Genomic DNA, 20469 nt, shown 5'->3' on the forward strand with positions numbered 1-20469 from the left:
CCGACACCGAAGCAGGAAGCCCTGTCCGTAACAAGCGAGGGCTGGGTAAGCCCGAGCGCGGTAGGGCAGGGTAGTTCACTGGCCCGCACTCGTCTGGCCGGTATGACACGAACTGTCGTCATTGCAGGCGTCGGTCCTGGACTCGGAGCATCGATCGCGCGAACATTCGTCGCCGAGGGGTGTCGCGTAGGACTGTTCGCCCGCTCGGAGGACTACCTCGAGGAACTGGCAACCGAACTGGGCGACGACGCGCTTGCGGTTCCGACGGACGTCACCGATCCCGATCAGGTAGCGGCGGGATTTCGCGAGGTTCGAGACACGTTCGGTCCCGTCGATGTCCTCGTCAACCACGCGAGCGGTGGCGCGTGGTCTGGCCTTCGGGACATTACGCCCGACGAGTTCGAACGAGCGTGGCGCGTCGGGGCCTACGGTGGGCTCTTGTGTTCGCAAGCGGCCGTCGACGACATGCTCGCGGACGACGGCGACGGCGGGACGATCATCTTCACCGGTGCGACGTCGTCGGTTCGCGGCCGCGGCGGTGCGCTGGGCTTTAGTGGGGCTAAGTTTGCCGTTCGGGGGATGGCCGAGTCCATGGCCAGGGAGCTCGGTCCGGACGGGATTCACGTCGCCCACGTCGTCATCGACGGCCAGATCGAGACACCGTCGGTTCGCGAGGCCCACCCCAACCGCGACAGTGAGGAGTACCTCGATCCGGACGCCATCGCCGACACGTACTGGCATCTCGTCACGCAGGACCGATCCGCGTGGACGCTCGAGGCGGACGTCCGGCCGTACGTCGAAGAGTTCTGACCGCTTGGTGAGACGTCTGGTCCGTCGGGTTCTCTCCGACAGACCGCGGCTCACCCGAAGCGACGAGCGCCGGCGACCGCCGTTCGGGACCAGACCGATCGGACGGACGAGGACTTACTTTTCTCGAGGGGGAGTAGTCAATTATGACTCGTATCGCGTTGATCGCCCACGACGAGAAGAAACCGGACCTCATCGAATTCGCACGAACACACGAACGGCAACTGCGGGAATACGAACTGGTCGCGACCGGAACCACCGGAAAACGACTGCTCGAGGGAACGGACCTCGAGATCGAACGTAAGGAGTCCGGCCCACTCGGCGGGGATCTGATGATCGGCGCGGAGGTTGCAGCGGGAGCCCTCGACGGAATCGTCTTCCTCCGAGACCCGCTTCGGGCCCAGCCACACGAGCCCGACATCTCGGCGCTGCTTCGGATCTGCGACGTTCACGATACGGCGCTCGCGACGAATCTCGCCTCCGCGACGTTCCTCATCGAGGGGTTCGCCGAGTGAACCCCATCAGCCGAATTGTCCCTGCACTCGAGCGAAGATAAGCGAACTAGCCCACACCGGCCGAAGGGGCAGGCCGTTTAATAGGGCGCGCTGCTCTTTCTGTCGTATGACCATATACGAGAGCGACCTCCCCGGCGTGGGAAAGAAGTTCGAGGTCGAACTCGAGGACGGCAAACGCCTCGTCATCGTGACCCACAACACCGGGAAACGGGAGGTATTCCTGAAGCCGAACGCGGATGCTGACGGCGACAAGTTGTTCGACCTGTCGGATCGACTGGCCCGAACAGTCGGCACGATCCTCGAGGGCGCGTACTTTCAGCCGGTGCAGACCGAACAGGTGGAAACCATGCTCGGCGACGAGACGTACCTCGAGTGGTACGGCGTCACGGACGAATCTGATTTCGCGGGCCAGAGACTCGCAGAAGCGAATATCCGCGAGCGAACCGGCGTCTCTATCGTCGCCATTCAGCGCGACGACGAACTGATCTCGCCGCCGACTCCGGAGACCGTCATCGAAGTCGGCGACACGCTGGTCGTAATCGGCGACCGCGAGGACTGCGCCGAGTTCGAGGAGTTGCTCGGTGACGGATACGTGGGAGAGTGATCCGAACGGATGCGCTATTCACAGGGTGAAGGCTAGTGGCAACTGAAACCGCGCTCGTCGACGTCGGGATCCTCTTTGCAGCGGTCGCACTCGCCGGATTCCTCGCCAATCGAATCGATCAGTCGGTGATCCCATTTTACATCGTCATCGGGATCCTCCTCGGTTCGAACGTCCTCGGCGAGCTGCCCAGGTTCGCTGTCAGCGACGTCCTGACGGCGCTCGGCGGACTCGCGCTTACGGACACCGACTTCGTCGTCGTGGGCGCTGAAATCGGGATCGTCCTGTTGCTATTCTTCCTCGGCCTCGAGTTCAATCTCGATCGGCTCCTGGCGAGCAAGGATCGGATCGGGAAGGCTGGCACCGTCGACCTCGTCGTCAACTTCGGGATCGGACTCCTGGTCGGCTATCTCGTCTTCGGGGGCCTGCTGGCTGCCGTTCTGGTTGCCGGGATCGTCTACATCTCCTCGAGTGCGATCATCACCAAGTCGCTGATCGATCTCGGCTGGATCGCGAACGACGAGGCCGAGCCACTGCTGGGAACTCTCGTCTACGAAGACCTGTTCATCGCGGTCTACCTCGCGATCGTTTCCGCGCTCGTTCTCGGTGGCGGCGACCTCGGCGCGGCCGCGGGGGAGATCGCGATCGCGGTCGGCTTCATCATTACGTTGCTCGGGGTCGTTACCGTCGGAAGCGGGTTCTTCCAGCGCATTCTCGCGGGGGCCACCAACGAGTTCGTCGTCGTCCGAGCGCTCGGAGTGACGATCCTCGTCGCCGGCATCGCGCTCGCACTGGGCGTCAGCGAGGCCGTCGCCGCGTTCTTCGTCGGCATGGCCTTCTCGTCGACCGATCACGTCCACGATCTCGAGCGGCTGCTCGAGCCCCTCCGAGATGCGTTCGCCGCGGTCTTCTTCTTCTGGATCGGGCTCGTCACCGATCCGGCGCTGTTCTCGCTGTCGGTCCTCGGGACTATCCTCGCGGCCGCAATCGTAACGACGCCGACGAAGGCAATAAGTGGTTACCTCGGCGGACGAATCTACGATCTCGACACCCGTCGCTCGGTGCGCGTCGGACTCGGAATGACCACTCGCGGAGAATTCTCACTGATTATCGCGAGTCTCGCGTTATCGGGTGCCGGAACCAGTCTCGAAATGCACGTTGCCAATCAGATCTACGCCTTTTCGGTCGGCTACGTCCTCGTCATGAGCATTCTCGGGACGTCGCTCATGCAGCACTCGAACCGAATCGAGCCCGTCGCCGTCCCACTGCTCGAAGGGCGATTCGGGAATGCCCCCCAGCCGTCCGACGATTGATACGGACTACTGTAAGTCATTGCCGGTGCAACCGCAGGACGGTCGCGATTGCACCGGTACATCGTTACAGCAGACCGTATGAGTTCCACGCTCGACCGGAAAGGATAGCTTCAACCCGTTCGAGCCCTCTATCACGTCTATGCCACAGGCGGTCGTCTTCGATCTCGACTACACTCTTGCCGTTCCTCGACGCGACCGGGCGACCATCCTCGAGGAAGCCACGGCCGTCACGGGAGCGCCGGCGCTCACACGCGAAGAGTATCTCGCCGCTCATCGCCGGAACCTCACCACCGAAACGCGTGAGCCGATCTTCGCCGACCTGCTCGCCGAAAGCGACACAGATCCGGCCGCCGTCGCAACGGCGTACCGCGAAACGATCGCCGACGATCTCGAGCCGGTGCCGGGCGTCGAAGCTATGCTTTCGGAGTTCCGTGAGGAATACCGGGTCGGCCTCCTGACGAACGGCCCCGTCCGGGCCCAGCGGGACAAACTCGCGACGCTGGGCTGGGAGGACGCCTTCGATGCCGCGCTTGTCACCGGCGAGCTCGAGGCCGGAAAACCCGACCCGCGAGCGTTCGAGGCAATCGTGGACGAACTCGACGTCGCACCCACCGACGCAGTCTACGTCGGTGACGAGGTCGAAGCCGACGTTCTGGGTGCGACCGAAGCCGGGTTGCGTGCGGTTCAGGTGGTGCTCGAAGACGGCCCCAGGCCGGACCCGCGCGCGATCGACCACCTCGAGCAAACGGAGATCGCGACCGCACTGCCGGGGATCGTCGCCGGACTCGAGTGAGCGGTGTCCGCCGCCGACGCGTGTGGTCGCGATCGAACCCTCGACTCGACAGTGTCCCTATCCCGACGGCGACCGGTCCAACGAGTGGGTCTCGACGAGTCGACGACTCACGGCCTGCAACACGTCTGTCGCCCGCTTGACTTCCGCCCCACTTTCGACGAAAACGAGTGTGCTCGGCGGTTTCGACGCCTTCGGACGCACTCGGAGACCGACTTCAGGTGCCGTCGCAGCCGCCACGTCCTGTCCCGCCTCGAACTCGAGGTGTGCCCGGTCCTCGTGGATGAACGCGCGGGCGATTCGGTCGTCACCCCGAACGACGTCGTAGGCGCGGGCGCCGTCGACAGTCGGCTCGACGTCTCGATCGGCGTTCGTCACGGTAAAATACTCGAGTTCGCCGTCCGCTCGACCGTCGATCTCACTCGCGAGGAGTTCAGCGATCCGGCGACCGTCGGTGATTTGGTCTTCGACCATACCCGTCGGTCGGCACGCCTGAGATTAACCGTCTTCGGCTTCGAGGATGGCCGCTCGAGCGATCGGAACGAGGTCGCCGACCGCGAGCCCCTCGCGGCGAGCGTAGACGACGGCAGCGGCCTCGATCGTCAGCCCGAGGTCCTGCTGGAGAGAGTTGATCGCGCCGACCGCCTCGTGTTTCTCCGTCCCGTCTGCGACCAGCGAATCGAGGACGCGTTCGAACGCCGACCGCTCCCGAAGGAGATTTTCGTCGGGGACGAACGTCTCCGGCACCGTCGTCTCCGTCGGATCGAACGTGACCGTGAGACCCTCGTCATCGCGTACGAGCAGCCCCTCCTGGGTCGCGACGTCGATCAGCCGCTTTGATTGATCGGGAGAGAACCAGTCCCGGTCGAGCGAGAGGGCGACGACGAACTCGTTTTCCTCGAGGCGACGGGTTCCGTTCTGGATGAACGGGGCGGCAACCGCGACGCGAAGGCTCATCGGAGACGACTTTCTCGAGGAATGAAATAACGATGGCGGTCCAGTCCGACAGGCAGGAGACCGCGGCCAGACGCGTCGATCAGTCCGAGGCACGGCCACCGCCGTTCCGATCGGCTCGGGACGGCGGTGGGAACTCCGTTGGGGTCGGGTTAGGCGTTTCGGGCAGGACACAGCGATCGGGTTCGCGGTTGACGTGGCGGTACTGATCCGGGGCGTTCGCGAGCGGGTGAGCGGGGTTCTGATCGCTGTTGATGCGGGCGGCGCGCACTTCATTGAATCCGTTGAGACGGGCCTGGATCCCCCGCCAGTGATACCGCGTCGCGGTCGGGATCGAAACCGGTCGGGGTGATTTACCGTCGGGGTGTTGCGTCGCGAGAATCGCGTTGTTGACGTTGCTCGCGAGCGCGTCGTGGTCAATGAGGACACCGACGGAAGCATCTTTTGGCGCGCGTGTAGCGAGGACGTCCAGACCGAGGTGCAACGCTCGATATTCGGCGACGTTGTTATCCGGCGGTGTATCTGCGGTCGAGACGCGGGTGACACGGGTGCCGTCGCGCGTCTCGATTACGGCACCCAGACCGCCGCCCGAGTCCCGGAAGGACCCATCGGTAGCGACGTAGAAATCACGATGATGAGTCCGAGGGGGATGGGCGATATGGGGGGTGGGCGACTCGTCGAACAGATCTCGCAGTGCGGGCCGGCCGTGGGCGGCCATGTAAACGAATAGGCCAGTCCCGCACTTAAATATGTCGCCCGTGGTAACAAATAACAATATAGTACAGGAGACCGATCCATCCACTCCTATAGTGTTCTAGCGTCGTTCACGAGAAATAAAATGTTACTAAATCGGACTAAATCGGCTCGTAACCCCCGATTCTTGGACTGGAAATGCCAGATTCGGGTGAATAGAAAACCGCCCGTTCGTTCGAGCAATTCGGACCCAATCTGTGTTGGCAGTAGGTGTAATACCACTGAATGCATGGAAGCAATATGAACGAGACGAACGCGAGGCGGATGGAAGCAGCATGCTCCCTCCTCGCAAAATCTGAGCGGCGGTTTCTCCTGTATCAGCTCGCCGACGATGAACGGGCGAACATAGAGGACCTCGTCACACAGGTCGCGGCCTGGGAGCTCGATGCCCACAGGACGGCGATCGACAAGGAAACGAGACAGCGCGTCTACGTCTCGTTGGTACACAACCACCTGCCGCGACTCGCTGATTACGACATCATCGACTACGATCTGCGAAGCGGTGATATCGTGCTGGCAGCGGGATTCGACGACATCAAACCCCTGCTCGAGCAGTTCAGGCAGACCGAAGACGAACCCGAAATCCGCGAACTACCACCACTCTGAAGGGGTTCGACACCGGGATTTCGAGACCGCTATCCACGGAACGTTCTAAAGCGTCACAGCGCGAGTTCCACGGGTCGGGTGACCCGTGGTACTTTCCTCTCCGACGACCACTGTTCTCGTTGTCCCAATTCTAGGTCGAGGAGTTCGCTGTTGGACCGCCCCCGGATTCGGTCATGATCGACAGTCATGACATCCTCCCCGGCGTGAGCGCCGTGGGTTCCCCTCGCGTAACGTCGGCCGCGCCGACACCACCGAAGGCACGATTCCCCTCCCCCCGCGGGTACGCCGGGTTGCACGCACGCCGTCGGGCCTCGTGAAAGACGTGCTGTGCGTGAATATCGTGGCCCGTGCGGGCGGTGCCATCCATCCGACTCGGACGTACGGCCGCGTCTGCCTCGGGCAGGCTCGCGTTTGTGACACCGGAGGAACGCCAACGGACCTCCAATTTTCCCGAGTTGGTGGCTTCTGAGACGAACCCGGACGACATACATTCGACGGGATGCGATGCCCAGCAGCACGCGACGCGTTCTGCGGACGCCGTGAACGGCGGTACTCTCTCGCTGTTACAGGTAGGAGCTCCGTAGTAAACTACCCTACCCTACTTCGCTCACCCCATACGGGGTTCGCTCGTTGAGGGTAGGGCTTTGATGTGGACTCCCGGCAATCAGTCTCCGGCAATAAGCCGGTGACTCTTGCCGTTCAACATCCCACCATTTATACGCACGTCTACTGGTGCGTCTCCGCCCCCCGACTTGGGCGAGGAACGGAGTCTGTGGCGTCGTTTCCGGGCGTAGCGGAGCCCGATGTTCTTCGCGGCGTTGTAGTCCGCGTTGACCTCGTAGCCGCACTTCTGGCAGTGGAAGTGTTCACCGTCGCGGTTCGCTTCGTGCGTGAACCCACAGTCCGTCCGAGAACAACGTTGAGATGTGTGGTTCGGCGCAACCTGCTCCGCCGTGACGCCGCGTTCCGGGGCCTTGTACTCGACGTACTCGAACAGGCGTCGGAACGCCCAAATATGGTGCCACTTCGCGTGCGGAAGTCGCTCGCGGATGTTGGTCAAGTCCTCGAACACGATTACGTCGGAGTCGTGTTCGACGGCCTCCGAGATGATTTCGTTGGCGACGGTATGGATGTACTGCTTCCGCCACGCTTCTTCGCGCTTACCGAGGCGAAGGAGTGCGTTGTGCGCGGCTTGTGCCCCGCGCTGTTGCATCTCACCACGTCGCTTCTCGAACTCGCGGCACCAGTGGTCGTACTCGCCGCCCTGCCAGAACGTGCCGGTTGAAGCGACCGCAAGGCTGTTGACGCCGAGGTCAATACCGAGGACTGTTTGGTGCTCGGTATCTTCCGAAACCTCGGACTCCTCATCGTCCGAATCGTACTTCCGAGTCGTGATGTGGAAGTAGAACTCGTCGGTCGCCTTGTCGTATTGCAGTGTGCTCGCCCGAAACTCGTAGTCCTCCGAGAGAACGTATTGCTCGTAGGGTGTCGGGCTATCCGCAGGAAGTTCAAAGTCGCACTCGACCCGCCCGTTGACGGTTGAAAGTGACACATGGTCGCGGTGGAACGTCGCACTTCGCTTATCGTAGACCATGCTCCACGACGTGAACTCCGGCTGGCTCACCCGTTTGCCCTGTTTCCACCGTTCGACGCACCCTTTCGTCGCTTGCACGGCGCGTCGAATCGCTTCTTGAACGAGGTTTGCGGTGAGGTCGGTTTCCCCTCGTAGTTCTTCGTAGAGCGCATCTCGTGCCGTCGTATTCGCGGTGATGCAGTTTGTGTAGGAGTTGTTGTCCCAACAGAACTCGGCAGCACGGTTCGCACAGTGAAGGAACTGCCGGGCGGATTCGTGGAGGTCGTCGCGGCGCTCATCGGGAACGATGAGTTTGACCAGCGCGGTTCGACGCACCTCCATGTTTCAGATTACTGGCCGACGGTACTTATATGCTCGGGAGTCGAGTAACTACCGTCGTGCGATTGCGTCGTCCTTCGTCGGTTTCCTCTCCAACCTACTCGCTCCCTTCGGTCGCTCCTTGAGGTCGGAGGCTCCACCTTGAATTAGGCTGAAACAACGACCGTGAACCGGTATCGAAACAGTTCACTATTTCCGTGGCTCGCTCCGGCGCGGACGCTGCGTTTGTCGCGATCGGTGGCGGACTTTCGTCTTTCCCGCCGGTTCCGTTTGGGCCGTCCAGGTACGACATCGCCGGCGTGGTGATGCTCGACTCTGCGATCTGGACCGTCGATGTCCGGTCACCTCGAGGGCCGGACGGAGTAATCGTGAATCGCCATCGAAGTCGTTCCCGTAATATCGTAATAACTTATTACCGGGAGGATGCACCACACAGCGATCGGCGCGCACGTCGCCCTCTTACTCGGTGAGAGCGCAGTCGACTATCTCGTCTGTTTCGACTTGCTCGAGCGACCGGGTGCCGTCGCAAGCACCACGGTCCCGTGCGTCGCACCGACCGTCACCACCGCGATCAGCTGGCTCTCCCGACGACTCCGTGGCCGGGACGGACGGCCGTCGGATCGGACTCGCTGTGAGCGGGGTCTCACTCCCTGCGTGTCGCGCGATCCGGCGGCATGCAGGCCTGTTCGGTCGTGAAAATTGCAGGAGGAGGGACCGAGCCAGAACACTATCGATGTTGGGCACCTGGCGGAGTACAACATCTGGACGAACGTGCACGGCCTCTCTCGAGGAGCCAGCAAATGGCGCGAGTAGGGACGGGAGGTTACCGACGATGCGCGTGACCGACGTACAACGCGAGGAGATGTCCGACGATCAGACCGAGAAACAAAACGCCGTCGACGGACGACGACAACCCAGTCGCGAGCAGCGGAAAGTACAGGATCGGCATGGCAATCGCAGACCAGAAGCCGGCCGCGCGAATCGTCGTTGCGAGCCGCGGCGACGCTCGCTCGAGTACCCCGTGCTGGCTATTACGGCGGTCTCCAGGCGGACTCGAACTACCAGACCGTTGGCCCGAGATGGAGGATGGTTTTGTCATGGGAGGGTCCGTTGGCTGAATTCTTCTCGACAGCAACCCAAATACGGCTCGACCGTTTCGGTCGGTTGTGATGGATTCAACGGAATCCGGCCGCCTGAACGATTTATTTACACTGAAAAGATTTTATTTCGCTTGCGGAACGTCGACGGTACTGTCCGAGGGCTACGAGAATGAATAGCATATCGATGCCAGAAACCGGTGACGGTCCGGGTCGCGAAGATGTGTTGCGGCCAGGTCCACGAAACGCGTTACGCGTCTCCGCCGTCGACATCGGTATCGAGACCGAACTCACCGCCGGCCGCAACGTCCGGCAACTCGAGAACCACGGTTTCCCCTGCTGTCATCGAATCGCCGATGTCGACCGCGACGTCCGCTAATTCGACCGACTTCGGAAAGAGGAGATCTACGCGACTGCCGAATGCGATGTGGCCGATGCGTTCGCCGCGCTCGACGCCGTCATCGCGCTCGACGTATGGATAGATGCGTCGGGCGAACGCACCTGCGATCAGCGTCACCGCTGCGTGGGGCGCCGGTTCGGCCGGTGGGGATCCCCGAGCGTTGCTATCGGCATCGGCCGATTCCTCGCCGTCTGTCGCGCTTGCGTCCGAATTCGTGTTCGCGACCGACACCGACCCCCCGTCACCCTCGGCCGGTAGGTGCGGTGACTCGGTCACGAAGTGGACGTGGACTCGCTCGTTCCGGTCGGACTCTTTCGAGAAGGCGGGGCGATTCGCCCCTGAGACGTGCTCGACATCGGTGATGCGTCCCGCGAAAGGCGAACGGACGACGTGGACGTGCCAGAGGTTCATGAAAACGCCCAGTCGAACCCGATCGCCTTCCTCGCGGAGAACGGAAACGGTTCCATCGGCTGGCGAGACGACACCGGTCGGTGGAGGAGAACGGTCGGGGTCGCGGAAAAACACGAGCGTTCCGACACCGATCGCGAGCGCCACGAGACTCGCGGTGACGCTGATGAGGAGGGCAAACGGGGCGGCGAGCAGGGGGAAGATCGCGTACTTCCAGCCCCCCGGCGCGATGTTCATGAACCGACTGAGGGAGTCAAATCGTATGGCCGTTACGGATCGGGTGGTCCCGCGGATCGATACCGCTGCGACACAGCCGCCGCGGCAGTTCTTGCAGGGGCTTCTGACTGGACGACGTGTGCCAGCCACGCCCTGCCAAGCGTCGGTACGCGCTGAATTACGCCGGTAATGGACGCAACTCGGTGTCGCTAGGAGGTCACAAACGAAATTTGTGTCACGGCGAATCGGATATTCTGCGGCTACAACTGTCCCACCATGCGCCCGTTTCGTTTCGAGGGGCAACCCTCGTTCCCGAAGAGCAGGCCGCCTCGAGACGGCGTTTTATCGAACTAGTGGTGGTAACATATTGTTGATACTCGAGAATAACAATACGTTGGTCCGTGGCGCAAGCGGTCGCCAGCCATGAAACGACGAACGTATCTCAGCGCTGCCGCTGCGGCCGCTCTCGCCGGGTGTTCGAGTTCCGGAGAATCGGATAACGAAGGACCGGACGACGAGCAAGAGGGATCGGACGAAAACGGTGAATCCATCGCGTTCGACGACTTCGAAAATTTGGACGCGTGGACCGCGCCGCTCGGGTCGCTTTCTGCGGACGAGTCACGAGCGTACGCCGGATCGCAATCGGCAAAGCTCGAGTCGGGTTCCGACAATCAGTTCAGGATCGTTCGAGAGCTGTCCGAGCCGACAGATCTCTCCGGAATGCGACCCAGCCTTGCGGTGTCAACGGAGCACGAGGCGGATATAGTCATTCAGTTGCTCGACGGGGACGAAAATCGCATGGCCTTCAGACAGCAGGTTCACCGCGGAACGCCGCTCGTACAGACTAATTTCGGCGTCGCAACCGTCGACGGTGAACCCGACCTGAGCGCGGTACGCGAGGTACAACTCCTCCGATGGACCGGCGACGACGACAAGGGGGCCGTGTGGGTCGACGACCTCCGATTCGTCTCGGCTCCGGATACGGGCAAGGTCATGCTCCAGTTCGACAGTGGCTACGAAACCGACTACACGCACGCACTTCCGATCCTCCGGGAGTACGACTATCCAGCCGTCTCGTTTATCACACCGAGCCGGATTCGCGACGACGAACGCGCCACGGGTAACCACCTCCTCCGCGAACAGCTCGACGAACTCGCCGACGCCGGCTGGACGATCGCGAGCCACTCGATGCACGGCCTCAATCTCACCAGTCTGTCGGGACGCGACCCGGAGGCGGAGATTCTCGACGCAAAGGAGTGGCTCGAGGAGGAAGGGTTCGAGGACGGGGCGAAATTTTTCGCCTATCCCCAGGGAATGTACAACGGAGAGACGCTCGAACTCGTCTCGGAACACCACGAACTCGCCTTCGCGGGGCTCTATCCGGCCCAGGGAATCGCCACGAACCCACACCTCTGCTCGCGGGTCAGCGGTCCGGACGCCGGCGCAGCGCAGTCCATGCTCGATCTCACCGCCGAGGTGGGCGGCATCACGTCGCTGGCCTTCGGCCAGCTCGACCAGGGCTCCCGGTCGGCGTTGGCAGAGACGATCGGCCACCTCAACGAACTGGAGTCCGCAGGCGACCTCGAGATCATCAGTCCGACAGAGATGGCCGAATCGTACGTTCGCTGACTCATCGGGTACGATTCCCGAATCGAAGCAACTCACGAACAGACACCGAACGGTGAACGATGATACTGGGTGGCGCTCGTGGTACTGGCCGATGTGGCAGTGCTGGGCAGACGTCGGTGGCAGAAAACTGCGTCGCCGACCGCCTTCATACAGACTACTGTACGTCATTGCCGGTGCAACCGTGACCGTCCTGCGGTTGCACCGGTACATCGGTACAGCAGACCGTATCAGTCCCAGAACGCCTGGGTCCGGGCGTACTCGCGTTCTTTCGTGAGAATATCCCGATAGAATTCGTCTTCGTTCTCCCGAAGCTTGTTGATGATCCGCGCGGCGTTGTGTGGCCCTACGCCGCGGGCCGCCATCGCGATTACGGCCTGCTTGCCGTGGCTCTGGACGAGGCTCGCGCTGCGAAACGCGCGTTCGGTCATCGTCCGTTGCTCGTCGTCTTTCTCCTGTGCGCGGACCGCTCGAACGACCTCGTCGGCCCAGGGATTCAGCGACGCGATCCGGGTCGATCCACACTCCGGACACTCCGGCTGATCGGGAACTCGCTTGACCACCGTCTTCACCTTCCAATCCTCACAGTGCGTACAGAGCAGAATGACGCGATCGTTCCGAATTCGCTCCCGAACCGTCTTGATGACGCTCGCGTCTGCGTTCTCCGGTGCGAGCAGTTCCTGACCCGACGAGCGACCACCGTGGCCGACCGGCGTGCGACCGCGGTGCGTGACGAGTTCCAGATCGCCGGTCTGTACCGCCTCGAGGACCGCACTCGCACGCTCGACGTCTAAATCCTCGTGGAACACCTCCCGAATCGCCTCCTCGTACATGGGGGTCTCCTCGAGCGCCGACAGCAATCGGTCGTTCGAGATGCGGCCCGACCCCTGGCCCTGCCAGCGCTTGAGCGCGCCGAATTTCGCAGACACCTGCGCGAGTCGGAAGGCGAGTGCATCCGAACGCTTGAGTCCGAGTTCAACGATCGCCTCGACGTGGTCGGGATCGGTCTCTTCGACGACCTCGATTACGTCGCTGGTCGCGGTCGAGTTCGGAACCTCGAGTTCGATCCGATAGGGATCGGTCTCGAGGCCGACCGAGGAGCCGGCTCGCTGACCAAGCAGCGCCGAGAGGACTCGACCGAGCGTCTCGTTGGCCATGTGGCCGAACGGGGCGTTCAAGACGATCGTTCGGCCCTGGCGCTCGAGAACGAGCCGATCGGCCGTCGGCATCGGCGCGTCGGCGTCGACCTGACGCTCGAGCTGGGTACACGCTTCCGTGAGCGTGTACTCGTCAGCCGGGTACCGGTGTGCGAGGTCGCGACCGACCGCAGCGGCGTCGGCTCCAGCGCGAAGCTGTGGTTCCGCGACTGCCCGTATGTCACCGACCTCGCCCGCAACTGTGGCGGGAACGGGGATCTCCTGGCCGATCCACGAGGGTACCTCGCCGGCGGGGTCCTCGATCGGGCTGACTTTGACCCGACCCTCGTCGTCGTCGATCTCGGCGATCCGCCACATATCGCCGCGCTGGATGAACACCTCACCTGGCTGGGCAAAGTTGACGACAAACCGTTCGTCGAGCGTCCCGATCTGGCTCCCCGAGGCGATGTCGTGAACCTCGTAGGTCTCCTCGTCGGGAATCATCGAGAGGTTCGCGTAGACGTACTGCCAGGTGCCGCCCGTAGTTTCTACGCGGTCTTCCCCCTCGTCGAACCAGACGATCCGGTTCCGATGGAGTTCCAAGAGTATCTCGCGGACGGTCGCCTCGGGAACGTTTCGGAACGGGTATGCACGCGTGACGGTTTCGATAGCTTCGTCGACGTACGTGTCACCGCGGCTCTGAACGATGGCCGGCAGCTGGTTCGCGACCACGTCCAGGCTTCCTTCGTGGATCGCGGTCGGCTCGACCTCGCCGTCGCGGGCACGGCGGGCGATCGCCAGCGCCTCGAACGTGTCGTCGGGGCGCGTCGTCACGATCGTCCCGCTCGAGACCTCGTCTTGGCGGTGGCCAGCGCGGCCGATCCGCTGGAGGAGCCGCGTGACCTGACGGGGGCTCTTGTACTGGATCACGTGATCGACCTGCCCGACGTCTATTCCGAGTTCCATGGACGACGTACACAGCAACCCATCTATCGCGCCGGCTTTGAACCGATCCTCGACGTCGATCCGGGCCTCCTTCGAGAGCGACCCGTGATGGATGCCGATCGGAAGGTCGAGTTCCGTGAATCGCGATCCCAGCGCCTCGGCAGTCTGACGGGTGTTGACGAAAATGAGCGTCGACTCGTGTTCGTCGACCAGGTCCCGGATCAACCGCACGTGGCTGGCCGTGTCGGGTTCGGTCATGAGTTCGCCGGCCAGCCGCTCGTCCGCGTCAGTGACCTCGGGCTCGCGGACCGTGACGTCGACGTTGCTTCCCACGTCGATTTCGCGAATCTCGCAGGGCCGTCCGCCCGTGAGGAACCGGCCGACTTCCGACGGGTCGCCGACGGTCGCGGAGAGCCCGACCCGCTGGAACGGCCCGGCCAGATCACGGAGTCGCTCAAGGCCGACCGCCAACTGCGCGCCCCGCTTCGACGCCGCGAGTTCGTGAACCTCGTCGATGACCACGTGCGAGACGTCCGCGAGAGCCTCCCGAAGCCGCTCGCCGGTGAGCATCGCCTGCAGCGTTTCGGGCGTCGTTATCAGGACGTCCGGCGGATTCTCTGCCTGTTTCCCGCGCCGATATCGGGTCGTGTCGCCATGGCGGACGTCGACCGTGAGGTCGAGGTAGTCGCCCCACCACTCGAGGCGCTCGCGCATGTCGCGGTTGAGCGCCCGTAAAGGGGTGACGTAGATGGCCCCGATCCCCTCCGGCGGGCCGCCGTCGGAGGGAACCTCCGACGAGGATCGCATTGCTGCACTCGGCTCACCGCTGTCGGCAATCAGGTGATCGAAGACCGGTAACATCGCCGTCTCGGTCTTTCCGCTTCCGGTGGGCGCGATCACGAGCGTGTTCTTCCCGGCAGACAGCGGCGGAATCGCCAGTCGCTGTGGTGCCGTCGGCCGCGAAAAGCCACGTTCGGAGAGCGCTCCGCGAACCGTCGCGCCGAGGTGCGTAAAGGCCGCGACGTCACCCTCAGTCATCGACCCGTCGTACGGGCGAACGGCGGATAAGGGCCACGTTTTCGGTGTGCTCGAGCACCCAGACGCGAGCCGAGACCGACGGCCGCTTCGTCGTCGAAACGATCAGCGCTCGACGGCTGTCCGCACTCTCAGCCCTCGAGGTGGGTGATTCGTGCGTATCGACCGGCTCGCCATCCCGTGATCAACGCGACGATTGTGCCGACGCAGATCGCCAGTACGAAGCCGCCGGCGTAAACGTCCGGCGGTGTCCGGAGGAGGCGCTCGAAGCCGAGAACCGAGGTCGAGAACCGGTTCAATCCGAGCACCGCAGGCGGCGTCGCGGCGAGCCCGACGAGTCCACCGAGGAGACCGATTATCAATCCCTGTGCGCCGACCATCCCGGCGAGAACGCGTCGGGAGAGCCCGATCGCTCGAAGGGCCGCGAGTTGCTCTCGCTGCTGGTGTGCCACGAGCGCAAATAGATTGGCCGTCAGAATAACGCCACCGACGATCGCGAGCCCAACGAGCGTCGCACCGCTTGCAAGAACGACCGTCCGTTCTTCGATCATCCCGTCGACCTGCTCCTCGCTGGTTCGGACAGTGTATTCGGGATACTGCTCGCCGATGTCGTCCCGGACAGCATCGCGATCGACGTCGTCCGCCACATCGGCGGTGAGGAACGTAGCCCGATCGGTTCCCGACGTGCCGGCGACCGCCTGGAGATCACCCAGCGGGACCGTCATCGCCGGCGAGCCGAGGTACTGTGAGTAATAGGCGGACGTCCCGATGACAGTAAACTCGTGCTCGGAGGCCGTTTGCCTGCTCGTCCCGACGTACACCGTGTCCCCGACCGAAACGCCGAGTTCGTCGGCGGTCCGCGGGTCGATCACGATCGTCTCTGTCCTCGGCTCGTTTGGCGGCGGACTCGCAGCCGTCTCGGCGCCGAGTTCGAATCCGTGTCCTGCCTCGAAATCGAACCCCTCGTGAGTCTCCTGGACGCCGACCGCGGGTCTACGTCGCAAATCCGACGGATTCGAACCGATGTACACGTCGTACATCGCGATCGGGGAGGCGCTTTCGATATCCTCCCGTTGGGTGAGGGCGACTGCTATCCCGTGGGCACCCACGATCGGATTTTCGGTTCCGCTCGCCGCCGGATTGACCGGCTCTCTCGAGATCCAGATATCTCGACCCGCCTCGTCCAGTCCCCGTTCGCCCTTCTCGACGACACCGATGCCAAGGCTCGCGAGGATCGTCATCGAGAGGACGGCCAGTGTAACCGCGAGGACGGTCAATACGGTCCGGCCCGGTGACCGCCGGAGTTGGGCGAGCGCGAGCGCGGCGACGGCTCGCATCCGCACTGCTTCCTGTCGTACCGTCATCGTCCCACTTCGTCGAGGACCGACGTTCGCGCGGCCACGGCCAGCGGATACGGAACGGCTACCAGCCCCGACAGAACGGCAACGGCGATCGCGTACGGGACGAACAGCAGGTGAAAGTGCGCGACTGCTCCCGGTGCGACGGCCGCACCCGCGACGGCATTGACTCCGACGATACCCAGCGCACCGAGACAGATCCCTGCGACCGAGCCCACGAGCGTCGTGATCCCCGTCGACACCGCGATGACAGCGAGTCGGCCGCTGGTGGGGAAACCGATCGACTCGAGGACGGCGAGCGTGCGACGGTCCTCGTCGACGGTCATTCCCATGGTCGTCGCGACGAACGACGCACAGATCGTGACACCGACCAACAGCGCAACCACGCTCGTCGCAAACGCCAGTCCGTCGTCGAACAGCGACGACGGATCGGTACTCCCGGCGATGTCGACCGCCGCGTCGGGGTAGGCGTCGGTCGCTGCCGCCCGTGCAGCATCCGGTTCGCCCCAGATCAGCACCCTGTCGGCGAGTTCGTCATCGTCAGCGCCGGCGATCGACTGGAGCTCGCTCACATGGACGAGACCGACCGGCGCGTTCGCCCCACCACCGCCCGTCCCTCCCTTCACGACGGCGACGACCGAAAGCGAGCGGGTACTCGTGTTCGTCCATCCGACCGAGACGGAGAGGTCGTCGCCCGTCGATGCGTTGAGGCGCTCCGCTGCGGCAGGCGAAAGGACGATCCCTCCCGCCGGCGAACTGTCATACGTCCCGTTTGCATACTGTGGGTCACCCGGTTCGAGAGCGGTGGTCGGCAGTCCCGCAACAGTTCGCGATTCGGAATCGGGGACGATACCGACGAGCCGGACGGTTCGTTCGTCACCGTCTGCGGCCTCGAGCCGAACCGTTTCGACCAACACCGGCGAGGCGTGAGCCACACCATCGTGCGATCGGATCGTCGCGGCTCGTTCGTTAGTCGCACCGAGGCGCGGTCCCTCGACGCCGTCGACGGACGATAACGTGTTACTCTCCGCCGCAGTGATGCGAACCGACGCGTCGTCCTCGCTCATCACACCGCCGTCGGCGAGCGCCAGCGCAACGCCCGTTACAACCAGCAACAGCGCGATGGTAAGTGCGACAGCGGCGATCGTCGACGTGATTCGACCCGTCGTCGTTCGCGTCGCCTGCTTCCACCACCTGATGAGCGAAAAGCGGACGAGCCCCGCCCACCGAGTTCGCCACCGATCATAGTCCCCGTGCAGTCCCCACTCGCCGTCACCGGTCATCGTCGACCACCTGTCCGTCGCAAAGTGTGATGACCCGGTCGGCAACGGACAGTGTGGATTCGTCGTGTGATGCGACCAGAACCGCCCGTTCGCGACCGATGTCGGTCAACAACTCCAGGACGTCCGCACCCGTTGCCGTGTCGAGTTCCCCCGTAGGTTCGTCCGCGACGATCACGTCCGGATCGGCCGCCAAGGCACGAGCGATCGCGACCCGCTGGCGCTCCCCACCGCTGAGTTCCCCCGGAAGGTGAGTGACGCGGTCGGCGAGACCGACCGCCTCGAGCAGTTCCGTCGCACGGGCGCGTCGATCGGATCGCGGAACGCCCGCCTGAACGAGCGGCAACGCAACGTTCGCTCTCGCGGAGAGCGACGGTAACAGATGGAACCGCTGAAAGACGATCCCGATGTGCTGTCGACGGAGCCGCGTTCGCTGGGCGTCTGACAGCGCAGACAGGTCGGTACCGCGCAGTTCGACGCTGCCGGTCGTCGGGACCAGCAACCCCGAAACCACGTGCAATATCGTCGACTTGCCGCTTCCGCTTGGCCCCTCGAGCCCGACGATCGTTCCCATCAGCACCTCGAAAGAGACGTCGCGAAGCGCTGTCACCGTCCGCTCGGTGTTCGATCGAAATCGGCCACCAGTCGAACCGTACTGGTGACTGATTCCCTCGAGCCGAACGGCCGGCGTCGATTCGCGATCACCGTCGCCGTCTTCCTCCACCGAGGAGTGCGAATCGCGAACTGAGCGATCAAACATACTTACAGGGATCTCACTTCCATTGAACGGCCAACTGACACATTGTTTCGACCCGCATGCCCTTACAAGATGCCCGTTAACCGGGTTTCGAATGGTGCAACTGTCTCGATTGTATCGACTAAATCCGCCGTTCAGCGGCTGAGTGGGGTGCCATCGACCGGCCGAAATACGACGCGGCTACTACATAGTCTGACACGACCAGCCACCGAACGGTAGGGACGGGTTGTCCGCTGCTTGCTGTCTGAAAACGTGGCAGAACCGGATGATGACCGGGCCACCACAGTGACCACACGTCGAGTTATCGCCCGCCGGCCAGGGTGCGACCATCACGCCGACCACCCCATCAGTCAGCTACAAAATTCGCGCGCAGGTGTGCATCCAGTACTGGAAACCAGTTCCACTCCGAATTTGACCCCCGATCGCGAAAACGAAATCTGCAGTAGAGAGTCCCTTAGTGACGTAAACACCGCTATCCGACTCGGTTGTACTTCTGCGAGAACCCAGGTCTCCCCGGTTTGAACAGGCTATCACGAAGCCTTCAGGCGGTTTCACTGCCCTTCGGGCTCACGTATCGCCGCCATCAGGTCGCGAGCAAGTCTATATACGGGTCAGCTGTCCGGCGGAGAATCAACATCGTGGTCTCACGACAACCATGATTGGAGACCATAACCTCGAGCCGGTTTCCCCAGCGCAGGCGAAGGACAGGTACCACCAGGAACCTAACGGCGACGTGCCCACGCGAACCCTACCGCTCGCCCGTGCTCGAGAAAACAAAGCACTCGCAGTAGCAGCCACCATTGAGGCCACTGTCATCGCCACTGCCGGGCGGGTTCCCGTGCGTTACCGACATCAACTCTCATTCCCATCCCAGCACGGTCCGCGTCGCTTGGAAGCTGTAGTATTACGTCGGACACGCTGGTTTCCTCGAACGTTATACGGTCATGACTGCTTTCGACTGTGCTATTTGTCTGCCGATTGTCCGAGGCTGACGTGACCGTATGACCGGTGTCGGCTTCGTTCGTCCAGGTAACCGTCGTCCTCTCTCGACGTGACTGTCCCCCCTACTTGAGACCGCAGACATCCTCGTCAACGGTGGTGGCTTCGAGCTATGCTGGTAGTTCGATAAGCCTTGAGACACTCTCAGTCGGATAGAGAACCGCACGTGGTAACGATCACTGAGTAGAGTTCATCCCCGCAGAACGTCATACGTGCTCAGAGAATGGTAGCAGCTCACAGTCTCCGATCCCTGCTATGCTTCTGAACCAGACCCCGAAACGGCTTCAGTAGCGCCATAGGATACTGGCGCATTTGATGCGACATCCTCTCCGCAGACTGATGTGAGGGGCCTCGTGGACGTCGCTGTCCGTCGCCTGGGTCGCGGGATGGGGTCTGGGCCTCCGACTTTCGACGTCGTACAGCCGGTTCACACAGACGAACTCGCCTATCACTGCCTTCACCCCATCAAAGAGGAGCGGACGAATTCTGTAAGACCCTGTCCGACGCATCCGGCGGGAGTAGCCGCGTTTGTGACCGGCCTCCGAGCGTCCGTCGAGGAGCAGCGTACACCGAGCGCCGCACTCCGAGTAGCGGAACTCGCGCTCAGTCGTTGGCGAGGGCGCGGTAGCGACCCGTTTTTGGAATCCCTCGGGGGTCGATATCGGAATCCGTGGTCACTTGGACTACCCCCACGTTTCCCCTCGTAAATTCGCCAGTAGGCGATGCACCAGCTGGAACCAGTTCCACTCCGGATTTTGGCCCTGAAATCGCAAACACAAAGCTCCCGATAAACGCGCTATCGACGGCGTATGCTGGGGAATTATGTCCTACTACACTTCAGCGAGAATCGGAATCCGCCCTCCCCGATTTGAACGGGGGACAAGTCGATCTACAGTCGACTGCTCTACCAGTCTGAGCTAAGGGCGGGCACTAAATCGTAGCCACCGAAGGGGACATAAGG

At 62.7% G+C, this 20469-nt stretch carries 17 protein-coding genes and 1 tRNA gene; 7 read left to right on the forward strand and 11 right to left on the reverse strand.

Features of this window, described 5'->3' with window-relative positions:
• Positions 1 to 102: 102 nt before the first annotated feature.
• The 5 genes from NJU76_RS03545 to NJU76_RS03565 all read left to right on the forward strand — a co-directional run bounded on the left by NJU76_RS03545 (position 103) and on the right by NJU76_RS03565 (position 4029).
• Entirely contained in the window at positions 103 to 810 is a 708-nt protein-coding gene (locus tag NJU76_RS03545) for an SDR family NAD(P)-dependent oxidoreductase (RefSeq protein WP_254531413.1), read from the forward strand.
• A 143-nt stretch (positions 811 to 953) separates the two neighbouring features.
• Positions 954 to 1322, forward strand: a complete 369-nt coding sequence (locus tag NJU76_RS03550) for a methylglyoxal synthase (protein ID WP_254531414.1) — start codon at positions 954 to 956, stop codon at positions 1320 to 1322.
• A 106-nt stretch (positions 1323 to 1428) separates the two neighbouring features.
• Positions 1429 to 1926 carry a cation:proton antiporter regulatory subunit gene (locus NJU76_RS03555; RefSeq protein ID WP_254531415.1) on the forward strand — a complete coding sequence of 166 codons (498 nt, stop codon included), beginning with the start codon at positions 1429 to 1431 and terminating at the stop codon, positions 1924 to 1926.
• A gap of 35 nt (positions 1927 to 1961) precedes the next feature.
• Positions 1962 to 3236, forward strand: coding sequence for a cation:proton antiporter (locus tag NJU76_RS03560; RefSeq protein WP_254531416.1), 1275 nt, complete (start codon positions 1962 to 1964; stop codon positions 3234 to 3236).
• A gap of 139 nt (positions 3237 to 3375) precedes the next feature.
• Positions 3376 to 4029 (forward strand): HAD family hydrolase, encoded by a 654-nt coding sequence (locus tag NJU76_RS03565; RefSeq protein WP_254531417.1) that lies wholly within the window; start codon positions 3376 to 3378, stop codon positions 4027 to 4029.
• 57 nt (positions 4030 to 4086) lie between these two features.
• Here the strand turns inward: NJU76_RS03565 and NJU76_RS03570 are convergent, their stop codons facing one another.
• From NJU76_RS03570 to NJU76_RS03580, 3 genes are all read right to left on the reverse strand, one after another.
• A complete protein-coding gene (locus NJU76_RS03570; RefSeq protein ID WP_254531418.1) occupies positions 4087 to 4500 on the reverse strand; it encodes a DUF7993 family protein in 414 nt (137 codons plus the stop codon).
• A gap of 24 nt (positions 4501 to 4524) precedes the next feature.
• On the reverse strand, positions 4525 to 4983 hold the full coding sequence (locus NJU76_RS03575; RefSeq protein WP_254531419.1) for a DUF2240 family protein: 459 nt from the start codon (positions 4981 to 4983) through the stop codon (positions 4525 to 4527).
• A gap of 79 nt (positions 4984 to 5062) precedes the next feature.
• Positions 5063 to 5698, reverse strand: a complete 636-nt coding sequence (locus NJU76_RS03580) for a ribonuclease H family protein (RefSeq protein ID WP_254531420.1) — start codon at positions 5696 to 5698, stop codon at positions 5063 to 5065.
• Between the two features lie 275 nt (positions 5699 to 5973).
• On the opposite strand from NJU76_RS03580, the gene NJU76_RS03585 reads away from it, so the two are divergent.
• Positions 5974 to 6339: a DUF7344 domain-containing protein gene (locus NJU76_RS03585; protein ID WP_254531421.1), complete on the forward strand. Its 366-nt coding sequence runs from the start codon at positions 5974 to 5976 to the stop codon at positions 6337 to 6339.
• Between the two features lie 664 nt (positions 6340 to 7003).
• Here NJU76_RS03585 and NJU76_RS03590 read toward each other — a convergent pair.
• From NJU76_RS03590 to NJU76_RS03600, 3 genes are all read right to left on the reverse strand, one after another.
• Positions 7004 to 8254 carry an RNA-guided endonuclease InsQ/TnpB family protein gene (locus NJU76_RS03590; RefSeq protein WP_254531422.1) on the reverse strand — a complete coding sequence of 417 codons (1251 nt, stop codon included), beginning with the start codon at positions 8252 to 8254 and terminating at the stop codon, positions 7004 to 7006.
• A gap of 820 nt (positions 8255 to 9074) precedes the next feature.
• On the reverse strand, positions 9075 to 9350 hold the full coding sequence (locus tag NJU76_RS03595; protein WP_254531423.1) for a DUF8028 family protein: 276 nt from the start codon (positions 9348 to 9350) through the stop codon (positions 9075 to 9077).
• 248 nt (positions 9351 to 9598) lie between these two features.
• Entirely contained in the window at positions 9599 to 10393 is a 795-nt protein-coding gene (locus NJU76_RS03600; protein ID WP_254531424.1) for a protein sorting system archaetidylserine decarboxylase, read from the reverse strand.
• A gap of 402 nt (positions 10394 to 10795) precedes the next feature.
• Here NJU76_RS03600 and NJU76_RS03605 point away from each other — a divergent pair, with 402 nt between their 5' ends.
• Entirely contained in the window at positions 10796 to 12001 is a 1206-nt protein-coding gene (locus tag NJU76_RS03605; RefSeq protein WP_254531425.1) for a polysaccharide deacetylase family protein, read from the forward strand.
• A gap of 227 nt (positions 12002 to 12228) precedes the next feature.
• Here the strand turns inward: NJU76_RS03605 and NJU76_RS03610 are convergent, their stop codons facing one another.
• From NJU76_RS03610 to NJU76_RS03630, 5 genes are all read right to left on the reverse strand, one after another.
• Entirely contained in the window at positions 12229 to 15117 is a 2889-nt protein-coding gene (locus NJU76_RS03610) for a DEAD/DEAH box helicase (RefSeq protein ID WP_254531426.1), read from the reverse strand.
• 128 nt (positions 15118 to 15245) lie between these two features.
• Entirely contained in the window at positions 15246 to 16478 is a 1233-nt protein-coding gene (locus NJU76_RS03615; RefSeq protein WP_254531427.1) for an ABC transporter permease, read from the reverse strand.
• Positions 16475 to 17755 (reverse strand): ABC transporter permease, encoded by a 1281-nt coding sequence (locus NJU76_RS03620; protein WP_254531428.1) that lies wholly within the window; start codon positions 17753 to 17755, stop codon positions 16475 to 16477. Before NJU76_RS03620 ends, NJU76_RS03615 begins: the two co-directional genes overlap by 4 nt.
• The gene (locus NJU76_RS03625; RefSeq protein ID WP_254531429.1) at positions 17745 to 18512 is read right to left on the reverse strand and encodes an ABC transporter ATP-binding protein; all 768 of its coding nucleotides are present in this window, start codon (positions 18510 to 18512) and stop codon (positions 17745 to 17747) included. The genes NJU76_RS03620 and NJU76_RS03625 overlap by 11 nt, the downstream gene beginning before the upstream one ends.
• A 1849-nt stretch (positions 18513 to 20361) precedes the next feature.
• Positions 20362 to 20435 (reverse strand) — tRNA-Tyr (locus NJU76_RS03630).
• Between the last annotated feature and the right edge of the window lie 34 nt (positions 20436 to 20469).

This window comes from Natrinema gelatinilyticum (genome assembly GCF_024266705.1).
Taxonomy (GTDB): Archaea; Halobacteriota; Halobacteria; order Halobacteriales; family Natrialbaceae; genus Natrinema; species Natrinema gelatinilyticum.